This window comes from Streptomyces sp. NBC_01433 (genome assembly GCF_026340105.1).
GTDB lineage: Bacteria > Actinomycetota > Actinomycetes > Streptomycetales > Streptomycetaceae > Streptomyces.
Window position 1 is genome coordinate 378402 of sequence record NZ_JAPEPM010000001.1, and the last position, 19735, is coordinate 398136.

The window sequence follows — 19735 nt, forward strand, 5'->3', positions numbered from 1 at the left end:
GCTGCCCCACTTTTTCCCGTTTCCCTCCACCGCCTCCCACTACCCCCGCCACTCCCCGCGATCCCCCGTCTGCGGCCCCCCACACACACCTCGGGAGTCCCCTCGTGATCTCGCGCAGAATGTTCCTGACGGGCGCCGCCGCCTCGGCCACGGCGCTGACCTACCCGCTCTGGGGAAGCGCCCTGAGCCCCCGCGCCTCCGCGGCGCCCGCGACCTGTGAACTGGCTCTGGAAAACCGCTCGTTGCCCGGTACGGTGCACGCCTATGTCACCGGCCACGAGCAGGGCACCGACCGCTGGGTGCTGCTGCGCGCGGACGGCGGCGTCTACCACCCGGACTCCCCCGGCGCGCCGCAGACCCCGCTGCCGGTCGACTGCGCCATTCCGCTGAAGGCGGCGGGCGCCGGACCGGTCGTCGTGACGCTTCCCCAGATGTACGGGGCCCGTGTCTACTTCGTACGCGACGGCAAGCTGGACTTCTATCTGAACCCCGGCCCCTCGCTGGTGGAACCGGCCTTCGCGACACCCACGGACCCGAACTACGGGCGGACCTGGTCGTTCTGCGAGTTCACCTTCAACCCGCAGCAGCTGTTCGCGAACATCAGCTACGTCGACCTGGTGACCGCGCTGCCGATCGGCCTGACGCTGGAGGGCGACTCCACGCACACCGTCGCCCCGCTCCCGGACGGCGCCGTGCAGCGGATCGCCGACGGCCTCACGGCCCAGGCGGCCACGGACGGACAGCCCTGGGACAAGCTGGTCACCCGGGGACCGGACGGCAATGTGCTGCGGGTCATCTCGCCGCAGAACCTGATGGCCCCGTTCTTCGACCGGCCGGACCAGATGCCGTTCCGGGACCTGTTCACGGCGCAGATCGACGAGGTCTGGAACAAGTACCGCTCCACCGACCTGCGCATCGATCTCCAGGGCGGCCGGGGCACACTCGCCGGACGGGTCAGCGGTGACACGCTGACGTTCGCGGGCGGCCACACCTTCGCCAAGCCGGTGTCGAAGGACATCTTCACCTGCAACCACGGGCCGTTCACCAACAACCCGGGCGACTCCGACGACAAGAAGGCGCTCCTGGCCCGGCTGGCGGCGGGCTTCAACCGCTCGATCATGCTCAGCCACCCGCAGCAGCCGAACGGCACCACGGTGGCGGACTACTACCGGGGCGCGGTGACCAACCACTGGTCGCGGGTCGTCCACGCCAACAGCCCGATCGGCTACGCCTTCCCGTACGACGACGTACGCCCCGACGGCCAGCCGGACGTCTCGGGCGCGGCCCACGACGGCAATCCGCGCCGCTTCACGGTGAGCGTGGGTTCCTGACCCTGCCCCACCAGGGTGCGCGGGCGCCCCCGCACCGCGGGGCGGGGGCGCCTTTCGTGCCTCACCGGCCGACCCGGTCCACGGCCGGTGGCCTACCGGCTCAGCCCATTGATGCGGTACTGCATCACCCGGTAGTTCTGGTCGTCGTACCACTGGCTGACGGCGATATGGAAGTCCGCGAAGGTCGACCCCGGGATGATGAACCCGCCGTACGGACTCGCCACCGCATTGCCGAATTCCAGTCCGGGCACGGTCGGAACGATGATGGTCTGTTCCGGTGTGGCGAACAGATCGGACGTGGGCAGCGCGAAAATCTGGGCACGCAGGTCGAGCGGGGCCATATTGAGCCAGCTGAGTGCGTATGCGCCGTCCATGGCACGGAAGCAGATCTCGCCCCATCGGCGCGGCCCGCTGACCGAGGTCGGATAGTTGCCCCAGGCCCAGGCCCCGTCGGCGTATCCCCAGGGCTCGTATGCCGCGGGATTTCCCAGGGCGTCCTGCGGAACCCGGTGGAGCAGCAGGTCCGACGTCACCTCCCGGTTGAACACCGTGGACAGGACGTAGCAGTAGCCGTCGTCCGCCACCGCGTAGGTCTTCTGCTGGAACTGCCCGTTGTACTGGTCCCCCGCCCATTGGCAGAGGTATTCCCAGGTCTCCCCGTTGTCCCGGGAGCGCCAGAAATCGGAGTGGTGCGTCCGGTAGATCACTCCGCGCATGAGGTGCATGTACATCGTGTCGCCGATGGTGAACACATCGGAGGGAATGGCGGTGGTTCCGCCGTCGTGCCCCTCGGGGACCAGGCCCACGGCGTGGGCGCCTCCCACGCTGTCGTCGATGACGAGGGAGCCGAGGGAGGCGTTGCGGGACCGCAGGCCCACCGGCGACCGCCAGTCGGGGCCGCCCACACCGCCGCCGTCGAAGGTGTCGCCCCCGACGAAGAGCATGGAGCCGTCGGGGCAGCGGGCGGGGATGCCCAGATCGGTCCAGGGGGCGGCGAAGCGGCCGGTCTCCGCCGGGCCGGTGAGGTTGCGCACCTTCCCGCCGGTGATCAGCCTCCGGCCGCGCCCGGCGGCGCCCGCGGCCGTGCCGCTCGCGGCGATGCCCGCCGCGGCGAGGGCGACGCCCGTGCCGGCCCGCAGGAGCGAGCGGCGCGTCAGGGAGTGGGGGGATCCGTGCATGGGACAGCTCCTGTGGAGAGGACGCTCGCTGCGGACGGGACGGCGCTTGGCGCCAATTCATCTGTGTCGCTTGACCTTTCGGATCTTAGGTCCCGATGTCCCCGCGCGACAGGTGGTGTTCACCGGCGCATTTTCCCTGCCATTGGTCCGACCGCTGAAAGAACACCCGGCATGCAAAGGGCTGCCTGTTTTGCCAACTTTCCCTTTATGCAACAGCCTTGACTTTGGATTCGGATACGCGACACCGTGCGGTATGCGAAAGAACTCAACCCCCCACCGCATGCTCGCATGTCTGGCCGCAGCCGGAATTCTGCTCTCCCTGCCGGTCACCGCCCACGCGGCATCCACCCCCGACCCCACATCCCACGGCCTGCGCGCTTTCCAGGCGAACCACGGACTCCGCCCCACCGGTTCCGTGGACGCCGCCACCGCCCGGCTGCTCGACGCGGCTCCGGACAGTGAATTGCGTACGGTCTTCACCGCACCGTCCGACCTCGGCCCCGAAGAACTCGCCAACGCCCGCACGGTCATCGGCGTCGGAAAGGGCGCGCGGATACCGGAACAGGGTCAGGTCATCGCCCTGATGACGGCCATGCAGGAGTCGAAGTTCGTGAACTACACGGTTCCCGTGGACCACGACTCGCTGGGCATCTTCCAGCAGCGGCCCAGCACCGGCTGGGGCACTCCGGAGCAGATCACGGATGTCGCCACGTCGTCCAAGTCCTTCTACGGGGTGGCCCCGTTCGGCAACAACCCCGGGCTGATCCAGATCACCGGCTGGGAGTCCATGGCTCCCGGCGACGTGTGCCAGGCGGTGCAGCGTTCCGCGTATCCCGACCGGTACGCGCAGTGGGAGCAGTTCGCCCGCGACCTGCTCGCGCAGGAGGGCCCCACGGTCGACCCGATCCCCTGACGAGGCGTTCCGCCTCCACAGACGCGGGTGCCCCCGTCCGGCGGGACGGGGGCACCCGTCTGTTCGCGGGTACGCGGTCAGCGGTTCGCGGCCGCCAGGTCCGCTGGTCCACCGGCCCTCGGTCGGCCGTTCCCGGATGGTCCGTGGCCGGCCGTTCCCGGAGTCCGCGGTCAGCAGCCGCCGCAGTTGTGGAACGTCACGTCCCAGTGGTTGCCCTCGTCCGCGTAGATGTTGCCGGAGCCGGACTGGTACTGGGGCGCACCGTCGCCGCGCACACCGATGTAGGTGAAGACGCCCGTGACGTAGTTGGTGACGCAGCTGCTCTTGGCGAAGTCGAGCTTGTAGCCGTTCCAGTGGGAGTACGTACCGCCGGCGTGCCCGGTCTCGGTGCCGCCGGTGATGTTGAGCGCGCAGCCCGTGGCGCTCTTCAGCGTCTGGGCGCCCTGGGCGGTCGCCAGGTTCAGCTGGTCGAACGACGTACACGTGGGGACGTTCCGGTCGGAGCAGCCGCCCGAGGACGACCAGGTGACCCCGGACGAGGAAAAGCGTGAGGTCGCCTGGGAGTGGGTCAGCTTGGTATCGGCGTGCGCCTCGGTGGCGCCGCCGCCGAGGACACCGATGCCGGGGGCGAAGAGCGCGCCGAGGACGAGGGCCAGGGCGGTGAGGGCGGAACGGAGTCTCGGGCGGGTCGCCTGGGTCACCATGGGGGGATTCCTCCTGCTCATGACAATTTGTGGGGTGCACGGCCACGCGGAACGCACGCACCGGCAGGGAGATAGTGCCCGAGTTCTACGCGCGTCCGCCAGAGGTCGACGTGTTGCCATGCGGTGAACATCGCGACGCACGGGCCGTCGTACGGGCCACCCGTGCGGGGGAACCCGGAACGCAAAGGTTGAACCTTCAACGAGATTGCTCTACAGTCAATCTCGTTGAAGGTTAAACGACCTGGTGAACGCAACCAGTACCCGCAACCGGTAACCGCATTTCACCGCCGCTCGATCACGTCCCCCGAGGAGGAGCCATGGCTCTGTTCAACCGCAAGTCCACCACCGCCCCGTCCGCCACCGAGACCCCCGCGGTTGACCCGGCGCTGGCCGCCCTGACCGGCGACTACACGATCGACCCGGCCCACAGCAGCATCGGCTTCACCGTGCGTCACGCCATGGTCACCAACGTGCGCGGCAGCTTCGCCGAGCACGAGGGCGCCCTGAAGCTGGACGGTGCCGACCCCGCGAACTCCGCCGCCTCGATCGACGTGAAGATCGCCAGCGTCAGCACCGGTATCGCCGACCGCGACGGCCACCTGGTCAGCGGCGACTTCTTCGACGCCGAGAAGTTCCCGCTCATGACGTTCCGCTCCACAGGGGCCGCGCAGCTGGGCGGCGACAAGTACCGGGTGACCGGTGACCTCACCATCAAGGACGTCACGCGCCCGCTCGCCATCGACCTGGAGTTCAACGGCTCGGCCACGGACGTCTACGGCAACGAGCGCGTCGGCTTCGAGGGCAGCGCGGACATCCTGCGCTCCGACTGGGGCCTGACCTGGAACGCGGCGCTGGAGGCCGGCGGCGTGATGGTCGGCGACAAGGTCAAGCTGAACTTCGACATCTCCGCGATCAAGGCCGCCGCCTGATCCTCCGCACACGCACCCGCACGGGCGGCCCCGCACCCATCCACGTCGATGGGAACGGGGCCGCCCGGCGGTGTATCGGGCCCGGCGGCCGTGCGGCGCGGCTTGCGTGCGGCGCGACTTCCGTGCCGTGCGGCGCGGCCTCCGTGTGGCGCAGCTTCCGTGCGGCGGGCAGCCACCACCCTCGTACCGGACCCCGGCCCCCGGCCGCCTACCGTGCCCGGCGTGCCTCGACCGCGAGCCGGGTGTCGTCGGCGATCAGCTCGGCGTTGATCGCGATGGCCGCCCGCAGTCCCGCGTTGGCCGCGCCGATCACCTGCTCCATCAGGTTGGTGACGTTGCCGGCCGCCCGCACACCGGGGACCTCCGTCGCCCCCGTCGGGTCGGCCTCGATGTACGAACCGATCACGCTCCCGGCCGTCTCCTGCACGACCGGGACCAGCCCCAGGCTCTCCAGCACGGCGGACCGGGCGGTGAAGCGGGCCTGGACCACCAGGGCCTCGCGCGCGACCACCCGGCCCCCGGCCAGCCGGATTCCGGTGAGCCGGTCCTCCGTGATCTCCAGGCCGGTCACCTCGCCGTCGACCACGGCGATCCCCCGCGCGGCCAGCTGCTCGTACTCCTCGTCGGTGGGCTCGGGACCGGTGTGGCGGAAGAGGGTGACGTCCTCGCTCCACTGCCGCCACATCAGCGCCTGGTGCACGGCGAGCGGTCCGGTCGACAGCACGCCGATCGGGCGGTCCCCGACTTCCCAGCCGTGGCAGTACGGGCAGTGCAGCACCTCACGCCCCCACCGTTCGGCCAGTCCGGGCACCTGCGGCAGCTCGTCGACGAGACCGGTCGTCACGAGCAGCCGGCGGGCCTCGACGGTGGAACCGTCCTCCGCGACGACCCGGAAACCCTCGTCCCCCGGCAGCCGCTCGGCCGATACGACGCCGCCCCTGACGATCTCGCCCCCGTACCCGGCCACCTCGTCGCGGCCGATCGCCAGCAGCTCCGAAGGCGCGATGCCCTCACGGCCGAGGTAGTTGTGCGCATGGGACGCGGGTGCGTTGCGCGGCTCGCCCCTGTCGATCACCAGCACCGAACGCCGGGCCCGCGACAGCGCGAGAGCCCCACCCAGTCCGGCGGCCCCGCCACCGACGATCACCACGTCGTACCGCTGCTTCATGTTGTTCATGCGAAACACCTCCTGTTACGGGAGAGAGTGCGCGCAACACTGCCGGAACGACAACTTTGCTTGCCGATCCAGCAAACGCCGGAAGCGGATCGAAGGCGGACCGGAAGCGGATCGCGGGCGGACCGGCGGCGGACCGGGGCGCGAGCCCGCCGCCGGAACGAGGCGGTGCGTACGATCGGAGTCATGACAGCCCCAGTACGCGGACGGATCGACAAGCGGCAGGCGATCCTGGAAGGCGCGTTCACCGTCTTCGCCCGCCGGGGTTACGACCAGGCGGGTGTCCAGGAGATCGCCGACGAGGCGGGCGTGGCCAAGCCCACGGTGTACAACCACCTCCACGACAAGGCCACGCTCTTCCGCCACGCCCTGGAGACCGAGTCGCAGGTCGCCCTGAGCAAGCGCCTCGCCGCGCTCGAACCGCTGCTGGAGCCGGGGGACGACCTGCGCGCAACACTGGAGTCGGTGGCGCTCGAACTGCTCAGGCTCCACTGCGACGACCGGGCCTGCGCCCTGCGGCGGCTGCTGCACTCGGAGATCGCCCGGTTCCCCGAGACCCTCGACATCGTCAGCGCGAGCGGCCCCCACCGCATCAATGAGGCCCTGGCCGACCGGATGGCCCGGCTGATGCTGAGCGGGCGGCTGCGCTCCACGGACCCCGACCTCGCCGCCGAGCAGTTCATGGCGCTGCTGACGGGCTCGATGGAGGCCCGGTCCCGGATGGGTACGCGCACCATCGGCGAGGACGAGCTGCGGAGCGTGGCGCACGCCTCCGTCGACACCTTCCTCCGGGCGTCCGCACCGACCGGCTGATCACCGGCCACCGGCCACCGGCCGCGCGGCACGGCGAACTCGCACCACACCACCTTGCCCGGGTTCCGCTCCCCCACCCCCCATCGGTCGGCCACGGCGGCCACCAGCAGCAGCCCCCGCCCGCCCTCGGCGTCCGGCCCCGGCGCGCCGGCCGCCGCGCGGACCTCGCCGTCACCGCTGTCGTGCAGCTCGACCCGGATCAGCCCGTCGACGCGCTCCAGGTAGAGGTGGACCCGGAACCCGCGACCGGGCGGCACACCGTGCAGCAGCGCGTTCGTGGCGAGTTCGCTCACACAGAGCACGACATCGTCGGCGCGGTCCTCGCACGCCCAGTCGACCAGCGCCTCGCGGACGAACTTCCGTACGGAAGGGATGGACCGGCGCTCACGGCGGTAGAACGCTTCACGGAAGTACGGGAGTTGAGTTGGCTCAATCATGCAGCCAAGGTCACACACCGTCATCGTTCGGGATCAGTGAGTCAGGTCGTACAGCGGAACCGTACGACTCCTGACGGGTAGCCCGACGGTTCGGGGACGGCGAGAGCCGACCACTCTCCCCCCGCCCCCGCCGCCTCCCGTCCCGGTCAGTCGGTCCGGGGCTCCTCGAAGCTGGCGAAATAGGCGGCTGCCATGTCCTCGTCGCCGTGGCCCTGGGCCGCCGCACGGGCGAAGCGTTCGGCGCTCGCTTCGGCCACGTCGAGACGGATGCCGTGCTGCTGCCCGGCCCGGACGATCAGTCGGGCGTCCTTCTCGGCGGTGGAGACCGCGAAGGACGCCGGTGACAGCCGGTCCTCCAGGACGAGCGCGGACTTGGCGCGCAGATAGCCCATGTCGAGCGGGCCGCCCTCGATGAGGCCGAAGAAGCTCTCCGGATCCACGCCGAGGACCTTGGACAGGGCCAGGACCTCACCGGCCGCGTTGGTGGCGGCGAGGACCCAGCTGTTGGCCACGAGCTTGAGGCGGGTGGCACTGCCCTCCGCACCGTCCTCGCCGGTCCACACGGTACGGGCGCCGACGGCGTCGAACACGGGCGTCACGGCAGCGCGGCCCCCGAGCGGCCCGGCGGCCAGGACGACCAACTGCCCGGCCTCCGCGGGCTCCCGGGTACCGAGAACGGGTGCGTCGAAGAAGACCAGCCCCTGTTCCCGGGCGTAGTCGGCCAGCTCACGCACGGCCTCGACCCCGGCGGTCGTGGACTGCACCCAGGCGGCACCGGGCCGGAGCGCGGGCGCGGCCCGGCGCACGACGTCGAGAGCGGCGGGGCCGTCGTGGAGCATGGTGAGGACGACATCGGCGCCCTCGACGGCGTCGGCGGGGGTGTCGGCGATGTACGCGCCGTCGGCGGCCAGCGGTTCGGCCTTGGCCCGGGTGCGGTTCCACGCGCGGACGGTGTGTCCGGAGCGGGTGAGGTTACGGGCCATCGCGGCCCCCATGATCCCGGTGCCCAGGACGCTCACGGTGAGGTGATCGGTCATGACGTCGGTCGCCTGCCTTCTGCCGGTGCGGTGTGGTGCGCGTGCATCTTCACCCCTCGCGACCGCTGCCGCGACCCGGCGGCCCGTCGCACCGCCCCGCTCACCGGGCGGCGAGCTTGTGGACGGTGGTGTCGTCGGGGCTCAGCAGCCGCCCGTCCTCCGACCGGACCTCCAGCGCGCGAAGGCGGTTCCCCTGCTGCCGGTCGACCAGCTCCGAGTGCGGTTCGCCGGGTGCGAAGAAGCTCTGTTCGCCCCATTGCCGCAGCGCCACGATGACGGGGAAGAGGGACTTCCCCTTCGGGGTCAGCACGTACTCGCGGTAGGCACTGCCGTCGGAGGCGGGGACGGATTCGAGGACACCACCGGCGACCAGGGAGCGCAGGCGCGTGGTGAGGATGTTCTTCGCCACGCCCAGGCTGCGCTGGAACTCCCCGAAGCGGCGGCTCCCGTCGAAGGCGTCCCGCACGATCAGCAGGGACCACCAGTCACCGATCGCGTCGACCGATCGCGCGACGGGACAGTCGCTGTCATCGAAGCGCGTCCTGTTCACCATGTCGTCCTCCATTCCCTTGATGGTTGCAACATGCTACCAAAATAGTTACCGTCCTCACTGGTAGCAAGATGAAACCAGATGTACGGAGGGTTCCGCATGGTCGGCAACAGTGAGGCCGTGACACCACGGACCGCGGCGCGGAGCGGGGGTGTCACCGGGTACGCCCTGTCCCGTGGCGTGGTCATGCTGTTCGCCGTCGCGTGCGGTACCGCGGTGGCCAACGTCTACTTCGCCCAGCCGCTCCTGGTGACGCTGGGCCATGACCTCGCGATGAGCCCGGCCCTCATCGGCAGCGTCGTCACACTCACGCACATCGGATACGGGCTGGGGCTGTTCTTCCTCGTGCCGCTGGGGGACGTGGCCGACCGCCAACGGATCATCGTGGTCCAACTGCTGCTCCTGGTCGGGGCGCTGGCCGTGGTCGCCACCGCCGGGACCGCGGGGGTCCTGCTCGCGGGCATGGCCGCGGTGGGGCTGCTCGCGGTGGTCACACAGACGCTGGTGGTCTTCGCCGCGTCGCTGGCCCCGCCCGACCGGCGCGGACGCGTCGTCGGCCTGGTGACCGGCGGCGTCGTCATCGGCATCCTGCTCGCCCGCACCGTGTCCGGCCTCCTGGCCGACCTCGCGGGCTGGCGCTCCGTCTACCTCGCCTCGGCGGTGCTCATCGCCGTACTCGCCCTGGTCCTGCACCGGGTGCTGCCACGCCACGGCGACGTACCGCCGACCGCGCCCCTGCGCTACGGGCAGCTGCTGCGTTCCACGGTCACCCTGTTCGCGCGGGAACGGCTCCTCCGGCTCCGGGCCGTGTTCGGACTGCTGATCTTCGCCGCGTTCAGCACCCTGTGGAGCAGCGTCGCACTGCCGCTCAGCGAGGCCCCGTACTCCATGTCCCACACCGCGATCGGCGCGTTCGGGCTGGTCGGAGCCGTGGGCGCGCTCGCCGCGACGGCGGCGGGCCGCCTGAACGATCGGGGGCTCTCCCGGCGGACCACAGGCATCGGCCTGGCACTGCTCGCCGCCTCGTGGCTGCCCCTGGCCTTCACCCGCAGCTCGCTCTGGGCGCTGGTCATCGGCGTGATCGTCCTCGACCTGGCCGTACAGGCGGTCCATGTCACCAACCAGACCCTGATCTACGCCCTGCACCCGGACGCGGGCGGGCGGCTGATCGGCGGATACATGATCTTCTACGCGATCGGCAGCGCCACCGGCGCCATCGCCGCGACCTCCCTGTACGCGGCGGCCGGCTGGGGAGCCGTATGCGCACTGGGCGCCGGGATCAGCGGCCTCGCGTTCCTGCTGTGGGCGCTCACGCGGCACACGGAGTACGGGAGTTGAGTTGGCTCATTCCGGCCGCCACGGTCACCCAAAGTTACTAGCGTGAATCAGTGCGCAGAAGGTCGTACAACGGATCTGTACGACCTCTGACGGGTCATTCGGGGTTCCACATGGGGAGAGCCAGTCCATGCACTCGGCAAAGAGCAACAAGCGGATCACGTCCTGGCATCTGATCGGCGTCCAGCTGGCGACGTTCCGTAAAGCGGCCGGATACACCCAGGCGACCCTGGCGGAAGCATGCCGCGTGGGTGAGGACACGATCGCCTCGATCGAGCAGGGACGCAGGCAACTGCAGATGGACTTCGCCGTCCTGCTGGACGAACTGCTGGACACCAAGGGGGTGTTGCAGGTAGCCGTGGCGAAGATCCCCAAGAAGGAGCGCTACCCGGCATTCGTCCAGGACTTCGTGGAGTACGAGCAGGACGCGGTGACACTGCTCTCCTACCAAAGCCAGGTGGTGCCCGGCCTGCTGCAGACCGAGGAGTACGCCCGGTTCATCTTCTCCTGCCACTATCCGCCGGTCGAGGAGGCGGAGCAGGAGGAATGGGTGACTGCCCGGCTCGACCGGCAGAAGCTCCTCGAACGCAAACCGCGCCCGATGCTCCACTTCATCCTGGAGGAGAGCATGCTGCGCAGCCGGATCGGTGACCCCGCCATACTGCGGCGGCAGATCCAACACCTGCGCCGCTGCATGGAACTCCCCTTCCTGGGGCTCCAGATCATGCCGATGGAGCTGCCCAAGCACGCGGGGCTCGCGGGGCCCATGGTGCTGCTGGAGACCCCTGACCACGACTACTACTCCTACGTCGAGGGGCAGCTCACCAGCTTCCTGCATGTGGATCCGGACGACGTCAGCGTGCTGCAACAGAAATATGGGATGCTGCGTTCGCAGGCGCTATCCATTGAGCTGAGCATGCGCCTCCTGGACGAACTGCTTGGAGAGACATGACCCGCGCAGCACACCCGGATCCCCGCTCGACCACCCTCGGCTGGTTCAAGTCCAGCTACAGCAACGACCAAGGTGGGGCCTGCGTCGAAGTCGCCTACGACTGGCGCAAGTCCAGTTACAGCAGCGACCAGGGCGGCGACTGCGTCGAGGTGGCCGCGCACCCGGCCGCCGTGCACATCCGCGACTCCAAGGTCGCCGACGGACCGGTCCTCACCGTTCCCCCCACCGCCTGGGACGCGTTCATCAGCAGCGCCACCGTCCAGTAGACCCGGACCGGCCGCCGTATCAGGGGTGACCCCCCGATACGGTCGGCGGCTGCCAGGGATCAGACGTTGCGCTTGATGGTCTTGCTGATCCAGTCCGCGTAGGCGGGCACGTTGCTGTAGAGACCCGGCCCGTCCGAGCACGCGACGTTCGGGGCACCGGGGCCCGACGTGGCCCCCACCAGCTCCCAGCGTCCGTGCCGGCCCTTCTGGAGCTGCGGCCCCCCGGAGTCCCCGAAGCACGCCATGGCCTTGGGCACGCGGCTGATCGTGCACAACCGGGTCCGGTCCGCGTAGCCGGGGGCGCACTCGGCTTCGGAGCCCCTGCGCGTACCGAGTTCCTGAAGCCGCTCCGCGAACTTCATCTCGGTGTCGACGGTGGTGCCGAACCCCAGGAGACGGGTCGGGGTGCCCGGCCGCGCGGCCCGCTCGGCGATACGGATGGGCTTCTCGGCGACCGGGCGGTCGAGGCGGACGAGCGCGACGTCATCCTTGTTGGCGGCCGTCCCACCGCCGTTCACATAGCCGGGATGGACGACCGTCCGCTCGATGGCCCGGACGGTTCCCCCGGACTTCCGGTGCGCGCTGCCGATCCGGACGATGCCATCCAGCTCAAGGCCGTCCCCCTGCACGCAGTGGGCCGCCGTCAGCACCCACTGCCGGTCGATCAGCGACGCCCCGCAGGTACCGTCGTACAGGCCATGCTTCGGGGCCGACTCCGGGATCGTCGCCATGAACGGGTAGCGCTCGGTGGAATCGGCCCCGTTGACGATCGCTCCGGCACTGCCGGTCATCAGGGTGGCGCAGGCGGCGACGGCGAGAGCACCGACGGCAGTGGTGCGCACCGCGCGGCGGCGCACCGACTTCAAGCTGAACACAGAGGGTTCCTTCCCTTTGAAATCCGGACATGCTCAGCCTGCGGGTCGGCGGTCTGCCGGACCATCCGGCCAGCAGGTCGGAGCATGGTGGAGCCTGCACCCCCGTCCCGCCCGGCGGCCCCACCTCGCCGATGGCCGCCCTGGACCGACCGTCGGCCCCGACTCCGCTCAGGGCACGGCCAGTTCACCAAATCTGGCCATGAACCGACCACGCATCGCGAGGTCCGCTAGCCTGCCCCCGGAGCGCATCGGCCGGTGTCGAGGGGGGCGTCATGACGCGTACACGTAGAATCAGCGGGAACATGGTCCTGGTCGTGGCGGCCCTGTCCGCAGTCCTGGCCGGCTGCGCTGGCGACGACTCGTCCGACGGATCGGCACCCTCGCCCTCCCCCGAACGCACCGCAGGACCCGGCACCTACGCACCGCCCGACCGCCTGTGCGACCTGGTCGACTTCAGCGAACTCGCCACCGCCGTAGCCCCCTTCGCGAGCGCGGCCCAAGGACGCGAGATCGGGGGCGATCCCTCGGTGTCCAGCGGCTCCGAGTGCAAGCAGTCGCTCAGCAACGGCACGACGGTGCACGCACGCGCCGTCGCCCAGTGCAGCGCCTGGAAGGACATCGGCAAGGCGATCGGCATGCACCGGCACGGCAAGGAGACCGCCGAGGTCGCGGACTCCTCCCTGACCGACGTCAAGGGACTCGGGAACCAGGCGTACCGCTATGTCTCCTCCGAGGACGGCCCCTGGAAGGCCGATCTCCGCCTGGTCGTCCGGGACAGCAATCTCGACTGCGAGTTCCACACCCAGAGCGGGCATCCGATGAACGCGCAGGACCTGGACATCACCTTCGCGGCCATGGAAGCCACCGCCAAGAACCTCCTGCCGAAGCTGCGCCCCTGAGCCTGTTTCTCCCTCCTCCCCCTTCCGACCGCTGCACGTGCGGTCATCGTGAATTCGTCCGCACGCCACTGCCGCCGCCAAGCTGGGGCTTGCCCATGACGTCGGATGCGGGTTGACTGGCAAGGGCATCAAAAAACGGTGGCACCTACATCATTTCGTACAGCGCAACGTCAGGCATTTATGTAAGTGGAAGCGCAATGCCCGGTGCCGGCGTGGGGGCTTCTGTGTGTTTCATGAACGTGGGCGATGATTACGCATTCACCTGGGCCACAGAGGACCAAGTTGGAGTTGAAGCCTCGATAGGTTTCACCGTGGACGCATTGAGAAGTACTGCGGATTCCATTGACCAGCCGAGGAGTGAAGCCGCGGGATTTGGCGGGAGTGCAGACCCTCTCAGTGTGAGCCATCGCAGAACTTTCGGCACGAGAAATTCGAGAGGCGAAATTGCGCATAGGTTCACGACCTCTGCGGGTACATACGGCGGACTTGGTGGGAACTTCGCATCCGGATACACTCACGTCACCACGGTGGGTAGCGCTGCCGACGACGTTGGCGGTTTCTTGAAGTTCTGGTAGCGACTGCTGTCGCATCGCCACTGGTACTGGCGGTGCGACAGCTAGGTAGGAATTTGAAGAATCTTCCTGCCTAGCGACTAGATTGCCAGACAAAATTCAAGGCGGAAATAGTGTCAATTGGTGCGGAGATACTTGCAGCAGCCTCTGGGGCGGGGTCGTCATATGCGTACGCCACGGGGCAGGGGATTATCGGGGTAGCTGGGATTCTCTTGGCATTGAACTTTCGTGATTCCGCCTACCGAATACACAGCTTCTTCCTCAACCGAGGACCGTTTGGTCCTGGCCCTGGCCTCAGTCCCGCCGTTATTCGACTTCTAGGAGCATTCTTGGGTGTCGCTCTGGTTTGGACGTGCCTCTCCATCTTGCTTGCGTAGTCCTTCGAGACCTGAACGGCGCCACCCTGCCATCTGGTCGCACAGCCCAACACCACCTACTGCGAGTCCGGCAACGCCAGTCTCGAATCCTACGGGTCGTTTATCACAGTGTCCGCCTGTTAGAGGTTACTCACAGTGCAAGAAATGACCAGCGGCCTGTTTTCACTATCGCACTGCATCAACCCCAGCGACGTAGCTCGAAACGGGAGCGAAGGAAAGAGGCGAGGGTGAAGAAGGAGAAAACCTTGCGCAGGCTTTCCTTTCGAATTCTTTCGGTTGTGGTCACGGCGATCTTTCTGGCCGTGTCCGCAGGTGCGGCAATCAGTCTGCAGACAGGAATCAATTACGATGCGTTTGGCGTGATGGCGCTCTGTCTTGGCGTTGTGGGTATGTCGAGGAGAATCCTGGGGTCGAGGGTCGTACTCGATCGATCGACGCTTACGGTGATCAATCCAGTATTCACATACATCATTCCGCGCTCATTGGTGGGCGGAGTCAACGTGGCATCCAATGGCACGCTGAGCATCATCACGCGCTCGGGTCGCGAAATCGAGGCGACCGGTTTCGGCGGCTCTCTTGTCGATCATTTCGTTGGGTCGACAGAAAAGGCGGTCAGTGAAATAAATGTTCACCTCAACTCACGGCCAAGAGCAGGCTCGGACAGCTCTGCTGGTGAATCACGGCACCTTAGTCGTGCGTGGGTTGCAGATGCTTGCACTGTGAGCGCCCTGGCTTGTGGGCTGGTGGCAGTGGTGCTAGGAAACGGATGGTGACCCGTGAGCTGGGTCACCACCAGCCTCTACCTCGGGATAGTTCATCTCCCCCGGCACCACCACCGTCCAGGAGTGACTCGGAATGCCGAAGACCACCTGATTCTCAAGCTCGCACGGCTTGAGTAAAGACTCAAGGCTGCTGCAGAACCAAGCCGGTGCTGCGAATTGATGGTGATCCAGGGTTGCGAGCGCTCCAAAATTTCCCTTTTTTCGACGCTTCTCACTTCTGGTCAATCTTGCAACGCCTGATGAAGCCTTCCCGAGAAGGTGGAACAGGTCGCCCGCGCGACCCGCCACTTGCCCTGGCCATTAACCATCAGCCATCATTTCAGCCGAGAATCGACGCATTCGGCTAGTAGTTTACGGGTGTCAAGAATTTGAACTGTATTGATTGGGTGTTGCATTATGGCAGGTTCGATCTGGGGTATCGCGGTCGGCGTGATCGGACTGCTGATTGCGTTGGACTATCGAGGTCTGGCGATCAGGGTATATGACCTCATGTCCATGGCGACGCCTGGCGGCCCTCCTGACCCTAGATTTACACCTAATACACTAAGGTTTATCTGGGGGATTTTGTCCGTAGCCGGGTTCTGTCTTGGCGGAATTCGCATATTTGACCACATGAATCATTAGTAATCCAGCTGTTGATCGTGATCTTCATGTTTGGGGTGCGGCTTGTTGGCGGTAATGACTGGTCCGTGATCGTGCCTGGTAGCGGCGGCGCCAGTCGGACCAGCCGAGTCGGTGGGCGAGGTCGTTCAACGGCCGGACAGTGACGGCGAGAAACAGGTGCTGGATCTCGTTGCAGGTCAGCGGGATCAGGTCGTCCGGGCTGAGGGGTCGGGCATGTTCGTCAGCCCGGACGACGGCGAGGAAAGCATGGGCGAGCATGGCAAGGGTGGCCCAGCGGCTCCAGGACGGGTAGCGGCGGACTTGGTGCTCATCGAGTCCGGCCAGGCCCTTCCCGTTCTGGAAGGTCTCCTCCACCCGCCACCTGAAGCCGGCCGACTTGACCAGGACGTGCAGCGGGACCGGCGAGGCGGCATGGCAGCGGTAATAGGCGAGTTCGCCGGTGGCGCTGTTGCGTCGGATCAGTAGCTGGCGGTGGCCCGGCGCAGCGTCGCGGAGGTCGATGACGGCCCAGTCGTCGTACCGGTGGCCCTTGGCGCCGCGTCCGGCGGACAGGACGCCCTGCACAGCAGGTGCCGCATGCCGCCGGAGCCTTCTCCCCGGCCCGCTCCGCGATCGTCCGGCAATTCTTGCGCGGCAGGTCCGACAGCAGGCCCAGCACCAGACGCCCGGCCCGCAGCCGAGGTTCAGCGCGGGCGAACCGGCCCGCGATGCGGCCCATGGCGATCTCGAACGCCTCGCGCCAACGGCCAGGATCTACTCTGCGACCTGCGGCCACCGTCTCTTCGTGAGTCCACACAACTCACGATGATCAACGGTGGCCGCAACCGTCTCCTCGGGAGTCCCGGGCTACCGGCGACCCGGCCATCGCATACGGTCTGCGGCATGACAGCAGAGAATTCGAAGGCCCCTGAGCCGCGGGTGCAGTTGGTCATCGGCATCATCCGTCGAGGCGACGAGATCCTGCTCGTGCAAGAGAGCCTCGGCGTCAACGGCGAGATTCTCTGGTCCCTCCCCGGCGGTGGAGTCGAGGACGGCGAGCTCATGAACGAAGCTCTCCAGCGCGAACTGCGGGAGGAGACCGGACTGCTGGCGGGCAACCCGATACGGACTGCATTCCTGATGCACATCGACTCCGAGCAGCACCCTTCGGCGTTGGCCGTTGCCTTCGAGATCGACGAGTGGTCGGGGGACCTCTCGCCCAAGGACGACGACATCAGACAGGCCGCCTTCTTCCCCCTGCCTGACGCACTGAAGCTCCTCGGCGAGCTGGACAGCGCAACGCAGCGGGACCCCGTCGTCGGCTATCTGACCGGGGCCGTCGCACCTGGCACCACCTGGCTGTATCGCAACCGGGGTATGGAAGAGACGCTCGTCGCCCGCTGGTGACGCCAGACAACGGTCACCACATGAAGATCACGATCTACAGCTGAAGCGCTGAGAGCGGAAGCAATGAGGGGTACTGCCCGTGAAGTCTTCCGGATTGGCAAACAAAGGCATATTTGTTAGACGCAAGAAGAACGGATCTATTCACCTGAGAAGGAAGGGGACGGTCATATTTGGATGGCTTGGCATCCTTCCTCTCAGTCCATTTATGATCCTTTTTGGACTGGCAGAGGTCGAAGCACATGGATTTCGAGGAACCGGCATCCTAGGAGTGACCGCACTCATTGATGTGTTGATTATTCGCGCCACCATCACTTCCAGAGTGGTCATAGATCGAGACGGCGTCCTGTGGGACGTGGGGCCTTTCATCAGAACAGCGATACCAAGAAAGGAGATCATGTCAGTAAGATGTGAGAATAATGGATTGATGATCGCGCTTCCAAGACACAGTCACGGCATCTGGTCATTCTCGCAAAGCTTGATAGGAGGCAGGTCGGCACGGAGTGCCCGTAGATTCATCGCCGCCTGGTTGAAGGAGGGTGAAATTCCTGTAGCCGCAAGTGGGAGCAGCGGAAAGAAAATTTATGTCCAGCCTGTGGATGCACTCTTGCTGGCGGCCCCCATCGTGGCGCCACTGCTCATGAAGCTCTGAGGCACTACTGCCCCCGAAGGGCGCGAGGGCCGAGAGAATGTAGATAAGTGCGATTCAAGGAACGAGGGGAATCTTGCTCAGACGTGCAGCGTATTTCCTTCCCCTGATACCTTTGATAGTGGTAGTCACGGCGTCGGCCAGGAATGCCGGTGGGTTCTACGAGATATTCATTCCGCCCATTTTCGCGATAGGCTCGGCTCTACTGGTTGGTCGCATCGTTAGAGCTAAGCGGCCGAGTGGAACAAAATAGCCTGGATCTTTCGTGGCGTCCTGTCGGAATTCGGCGGACTGTCACAATTTGACGATTCCGCCCTCTGACCGCCGTAACGATGGCGAAGCTTGTACGAGAAGGTGCTGGAGTGGGTGCGCGACCAGGGCTATTGGCGTCGGCTTCGTGAGCGCGGTCTTCGCGGCAGCGAAAATCATGAGATTCGACCTAAAGCTCCACCAATAATTTGGGACGAAATAGAGGAAGGCATAGGACATGTCGAAAGAGCAGCCCCCAAGGGTGGATTTCATAGGCGATGACGAGGTGTTCCCTTGGCTTGTTCGCCTCCTTCTCCGGCGTGTAACGAAGAGGCAGCGGACGGGGCTGCTGTTTCGGTGCGCGATGCGAGACTATTTTCGCAGCTGGACACTTAAATGGTCAATCGTCTCGATCGAATCCGGGGGGGATAGGATTTGCGAGATGAGCAGTACGACGGTAAAGCGCCCCATGTTCGTTGATCTACCACCAGGGAATCACGATCTTACCTTTCGAGTAGTCCGCGCTCGAAGGAGTCGCGAAACTTCCTTCAAGAAAGAAATATCGCTACAACAGGGCGACATCTTCATGGCGCTGTGTGAACCCGTCCAGCCGGATGTCTTCTATCGGAAGAGTCCGGAAGAAGATACTTGGAGAATTGGATTGGTAAAACCTGCGTCGCAGAGATAAGAATTTCCACTTCCTTCGCCGCCAAAGCTCATAGTGCGATTACGGAAGGGATTCCTTGAGGCGGTGGAAGCAGGTGAGCTTCGGTGGTCCAGGAGAGTGCACGTACGCGCGGTGAGCCTGATACGGGACTCTCGACAACACTCTGCGATGCGGGAGCGACGGGTCAGCCGAAATTCCGCCGACACTCGCCGGATGCACATATCAATAATCTTCGGTCATGATCACGATCCGTCGCGATGAGTCGGCAGTTGGGCGAGCCAAATGAATGAGGTTGTGCTGCGGCGGGTTTCCTGGATGGTGATCTGCTGGATAATCATCCTGGGTACGGGAATCACCATGCTTGCAGCGGTGCATAAAGTCACCTCAGTGAATGGATTCCGAACGGGTTGGCAAGGGATCCCCGTCTTTATGTTGCTCGCGGGATTCATCGGGAGAATCGTGAACTGCAAAGTGATCCTGCGCGGGGGCTTACTCACGGTAGTTAACCCACTGCGTAGCCATATCCTTCCGGTCTCGGCGATCCATGACGTAGCGGTCAGCGACGACGGCACGCTGGAAGTAGAGCTCGACAGAGATCGCGTTGTTTCGGTGTATGCCTTTGGAGGATCTCTGATCGATCACTTCAAAGGTTCGAGCAAAGAAACAGCGCGGACGATCAGTGCATGGCTGGGCTCCGCGCGAGTGGGGAGCGAATCGAAGGCCGACACTCCGCAGATCCGCTGGACGCGATGCCCGAGTGCGGACGCGTCCCTTGCCCTGGGTGTTGTGCTGGCCGCCGTGGGTGCGATCTGGATGGCCTTCACCGGCAGTTGATGTCGGTGTCCGGAGGGGTCGGCGCTCCGGCGGGGCGGCTTCCCAGCCCGTCGCCGGTTCAGCAGAACGCGCGTCCTCCCACACGTAGAGGTCAGACTGTCCGTCGGCGAGTCCACTACGCCCTCGCGCAGCAGGCGTGTCCCTATTGCCTTACACGTCAAAGGCTCAGCGCAACGGTGAGCGCTGGGAGATTCCCGCTTCCGGT

At 66.3% G+C, this 19735-nt stretch carries 18 protein-coding genes and 2 pseudogenes; 12 read left to right on the plus strand and 8 right to left on the minus strand.

The genetic code is table 11. From position 1 onward, the window contains the following. Nucleotides 1–119: 119 nt before the first annotated feature. Complete coding sequence (locus tag OG413_RS01605; protein ID WP_266809810.1) at nucleotides 120–1331, plus strand: glycoside hydrolase family 64 protein; 1212 nt, start codon at nucleotides 120–122, stop codon at nucleotides 1329–1331. A gap of 92 nt (nucleotides 1332–1423) precedes the next feature. Here OG413_RS01605 and OG413_RS01610 read toward each other — a convergent pair whose 3' ends face one another. Further along, nucleotides 1424–2509, minus strand: coding sequence for a DUF4185 domain-containing protein (locus OG413_RS01610; protein ID WP_266802479.1), 1086 nt, complete (start codon nucleotides 2507–2509; stop codon nucleotides 1424–1426). A gap of 253 nt (nucleotides 2510–2762) precedes the next feature. Here OG413_RS01610 and OG413_RS01615 point away from each other — a divergent pair, with 253 nt between their 5' ends. Continuing rightward, nucleotides 2763–3422 carry a peptidoglycan-binding protein gene (locus OG413_RS01615; protein ID WP_266802480.1) on the plus strand — a complete coding sequence of 220 codons (660 nt, stop codon included), beginning with the start codon at nucleotides 2763–2765 and terminating at the stop codon, nucleotides 3420–3422. Between the two features lie 170 nt (nucleotides 3423–3592). Here the strand turns inward: OG413_RS01615 and OG413_RS01620 are convergent, their stop codons facing one another. Next, the gene (locus tag OG413_RS01620) at nucleotides 3593–4126 is read right to left on the minus strand and encodes a hypothetical protein (RefSeq protein ID WP_266802481.1); all 534 of its coding nucleotides are present in this window, start codon (nucleotides 4124–4126) and stop codon (nucleotides 3593–3595) included. A 317-nt stretch (nucleotides 4127–4443) separates the two neighbouring features. On the opposite strand from OG413_RS01620, the gene OG413_RS01625 reads away from it, so the two are divergent. Then, nucleotides 4444–5055 carry a YceI family protein gene (locus OG413_RS01625; RefSeq protein WP_266802482.1) on the plus strand — a complete coding sequence of 204 codons (612 nt, stop codon included), beginning with the start codon at nucleotides 4444–4446 and terminating at the stop codon, nucleotides 5053–5055. A gap of 208 nt (nucleotides 5056–5263) precedes the next feature. On the opposite strand, the gene OG413_RS01630 is transcribed toward OG413_RS01625, so the two are convergent. Further along, on the minus strand, nucleotides 5264–6223 hold the full coding sequence (locus tag OG413_RS01630) for an NAD(P)/FAD-dependent oxidoreductase (protein WP_266809811.1): 960 nt from the start codon (nucleotides 6221–6223) through the stop codon (nucleotides 5264–5266). A 192-nt stretch (nucleotides 6224–6415) separates the two neighbouring features. On the opposite strand from OG413_RS01630, the gene OG413_RS01635 reads away from it, so the two are divergent. After that, nucleotides 6416–7042 (plus strand): TetR/AcrR family transcriptional regulator, encoded by a 627-nt coding sequence (locus tag OG413_RS01635; RefSeq protein WP_266802483.1) that lies wholly within the window; start codon nucleotides 6416–6418, stop codon nucleotides 7040–7042. A gap of 29 nt (nucleotides 7043–7071) precedes the next feature. On the opposite strand, the pseudogene OG413_RS01640 reads toward OG413_RS01635, so the two are convergent. The 3 genes and pseudogenes from OG413_RS01640 to OG413_RS01650 form a co-directional block, all read right to left on the minus strand. Then, nucleotides 7072–7479 (minus strand): annotated as a pseudogene (locus OG413_RS01640) (ATP-binding protein); the annotation flags it as partial. Nucleotides 7480–7625: 146 nt separating this feature from the next. Beyond that, nucleotides 7626–8516, minus strand: coding sequence for an NAD(P)-dependent oxidoreductase (locus OG413_RS01645; protein WP_266802484.1), 891 nt, complete (start codon nucleotides 8514–8516; stop codon nucleotides 7626–7628). A 100-nt stretch (nucleotides 8517–8616) separates the two neighbouring features. After that, nucleotides 8617–9069, minus strand: a complete 453-nt coding sequence (locus tag OG413_RS01650; RefSeq protein WP_266802485.1) for a helix-turn-helix domain-containing protein — start codon at nucleotides 9067–9069, stop codon at nucleotides 8617–8619. Between the two features lie 96 nt (nucleotides 9070–9165). Between OG413_RS01650 and OG413_RS01655 the strand changes: the two genes are divergently transcribed. The 3 genes from OG413_RS01655 to OG413_RS01665 all read left to right on the plus strand — a co-directional run bounded on the left by OG413_RS01655 (nucleotide 9166) and on the right by OG413_RS01665 (nucleotide 11619). Then, nucleotides 9166–10404 carry an MFS transporter gene (locus OG413_RS01655; RefSeq protein ID WP_266802486.1) on the plus strand — a complete coding sequence of 413 codons (1239 nt, stop codon included), beginning with the start codon at nucleotides 9166–9168 and terminating at the stop codon, nucleotides 10402–10404. Between the two features lie 127 nt (nucleotides 10405–10531). Continuing rightward, complete coding sequence (locus OG413_RS01660) at nucleotides 10532–11353, plus strand: helix-turn-helix transcriptional regulator (protein WP_266802487.1); 822 nt, start codon at nucleotides 10532–10534, stop codon at nucleotides 11351–11353. Continuing rightward, the gene (locus OG413_RS01665) at nucleotides 11350–11619 is read left to right on the plus strand and encodes a DUF397 domain-containing protein (RefSeq protein WP_266802489.1); all 270 of its coding nucleotides are present in this window, start codon (nucleotides 11350–11352) and stop codon (nucleotides 11617–11619) included. Before OG413_RS01660 ends, OG413_RS01665 begins: the two co-directional genes overlap by 4 nt. 59 nt (nucleotides 11620–11678) lie before the next feature. Here OG413_RS01665 and OG413_RS01670 read toward each other — a convergent pair whose 3' ends face one another. After that, nucleotides 11679–12494, minus strand: a complete 816-nt coding sequence (locus OG413_RS01670) for a trypsin-like serine protease (RefSeq protein WP_266802491.1) — start codon at nucleotides 12492–12494, stop codon at nucleotides 11679–11681. A 272-nt stretch (nucleotides 12495–12766) separates the two neighbouring features. On the opposite strand from OG413_RS01670, the gene OG413_RS01675 reads away from it, so the two are divergent. After that, entirely contained in the window at nucleotides 12767–13393 is a 627-nt protein-coding gene (locus tag OG413_RS01675) for a hypothetical protein (protein WP_266802493.1), read from the plus strand. Nucleotides 13394–14569: 1176 nt separating this feature from the next. Beyond that, nucleotides 14570–15115 carry a hypothetical protein gene (locus OG413_RS01680; RefSeq protein ID WP_266802495.1) on the plus strand — a complete coding sequence of 182 codons (546 nt, stop codon included), beginning with the start codon at nucleotides 14570–14572 and terminating at the stop codon, nucleotides 15113–15115. A 657-nt stretch (nucleotides 15116–15772) separates the two neighbouring features. On the opposite strand, the pseudogene OG413_RS01685 reads toward OG413_RS01680, so the two are convergent. After that, nucleotides 15773–16300 (minus strand): annotated as a pseudogene (locus OG413_RS01685) (IS701 family transposase); the annotation flags it as partial. A 330-nt stretch (nucleotides 16301–16630) separates the two neighbouring features. On the opposite strand from OG413_RS01685, the gene OG413_RS01690 reads away from it, so the two are divergent. From OG413_RS01690 to OG413_RS01700, 3 genes are all read left to right on the plus strand, one after another. After that, entirely contained in the window at nucleotides 16631–17134 is a 504-nt protein-coding gene (locus OG413_RS01690) for an NUDIX hydrolase (RefSeq protein ID WP_266802497.1), read from the plus strand. A 79-nt stretch (nucleotides 17135–17213) separates the two neighbouring features. Next, complete coding sequence (locus tag OG413_RS01695) at nucleotides 17214–17783, plus strand: hypothetical protein (protein ID WP_266802499.1); 570 nt, start codon at nucleotides 17214–17216, stop codon at nucleotides 17781–17783. Nucleotides 17784–18978: 1195 nt separating this feature from the next. After that, entirely contained in the window at nucleotides 18979–19530 is a 552-nt protein-coding gene (locus OG413_RS01700) for a hypothetical protein (protein ID WP_266802501.1), read from the plus strand. The last annotated feature ends 205 nt before the right edge of the window (nucleotides 19531–19735 follow it).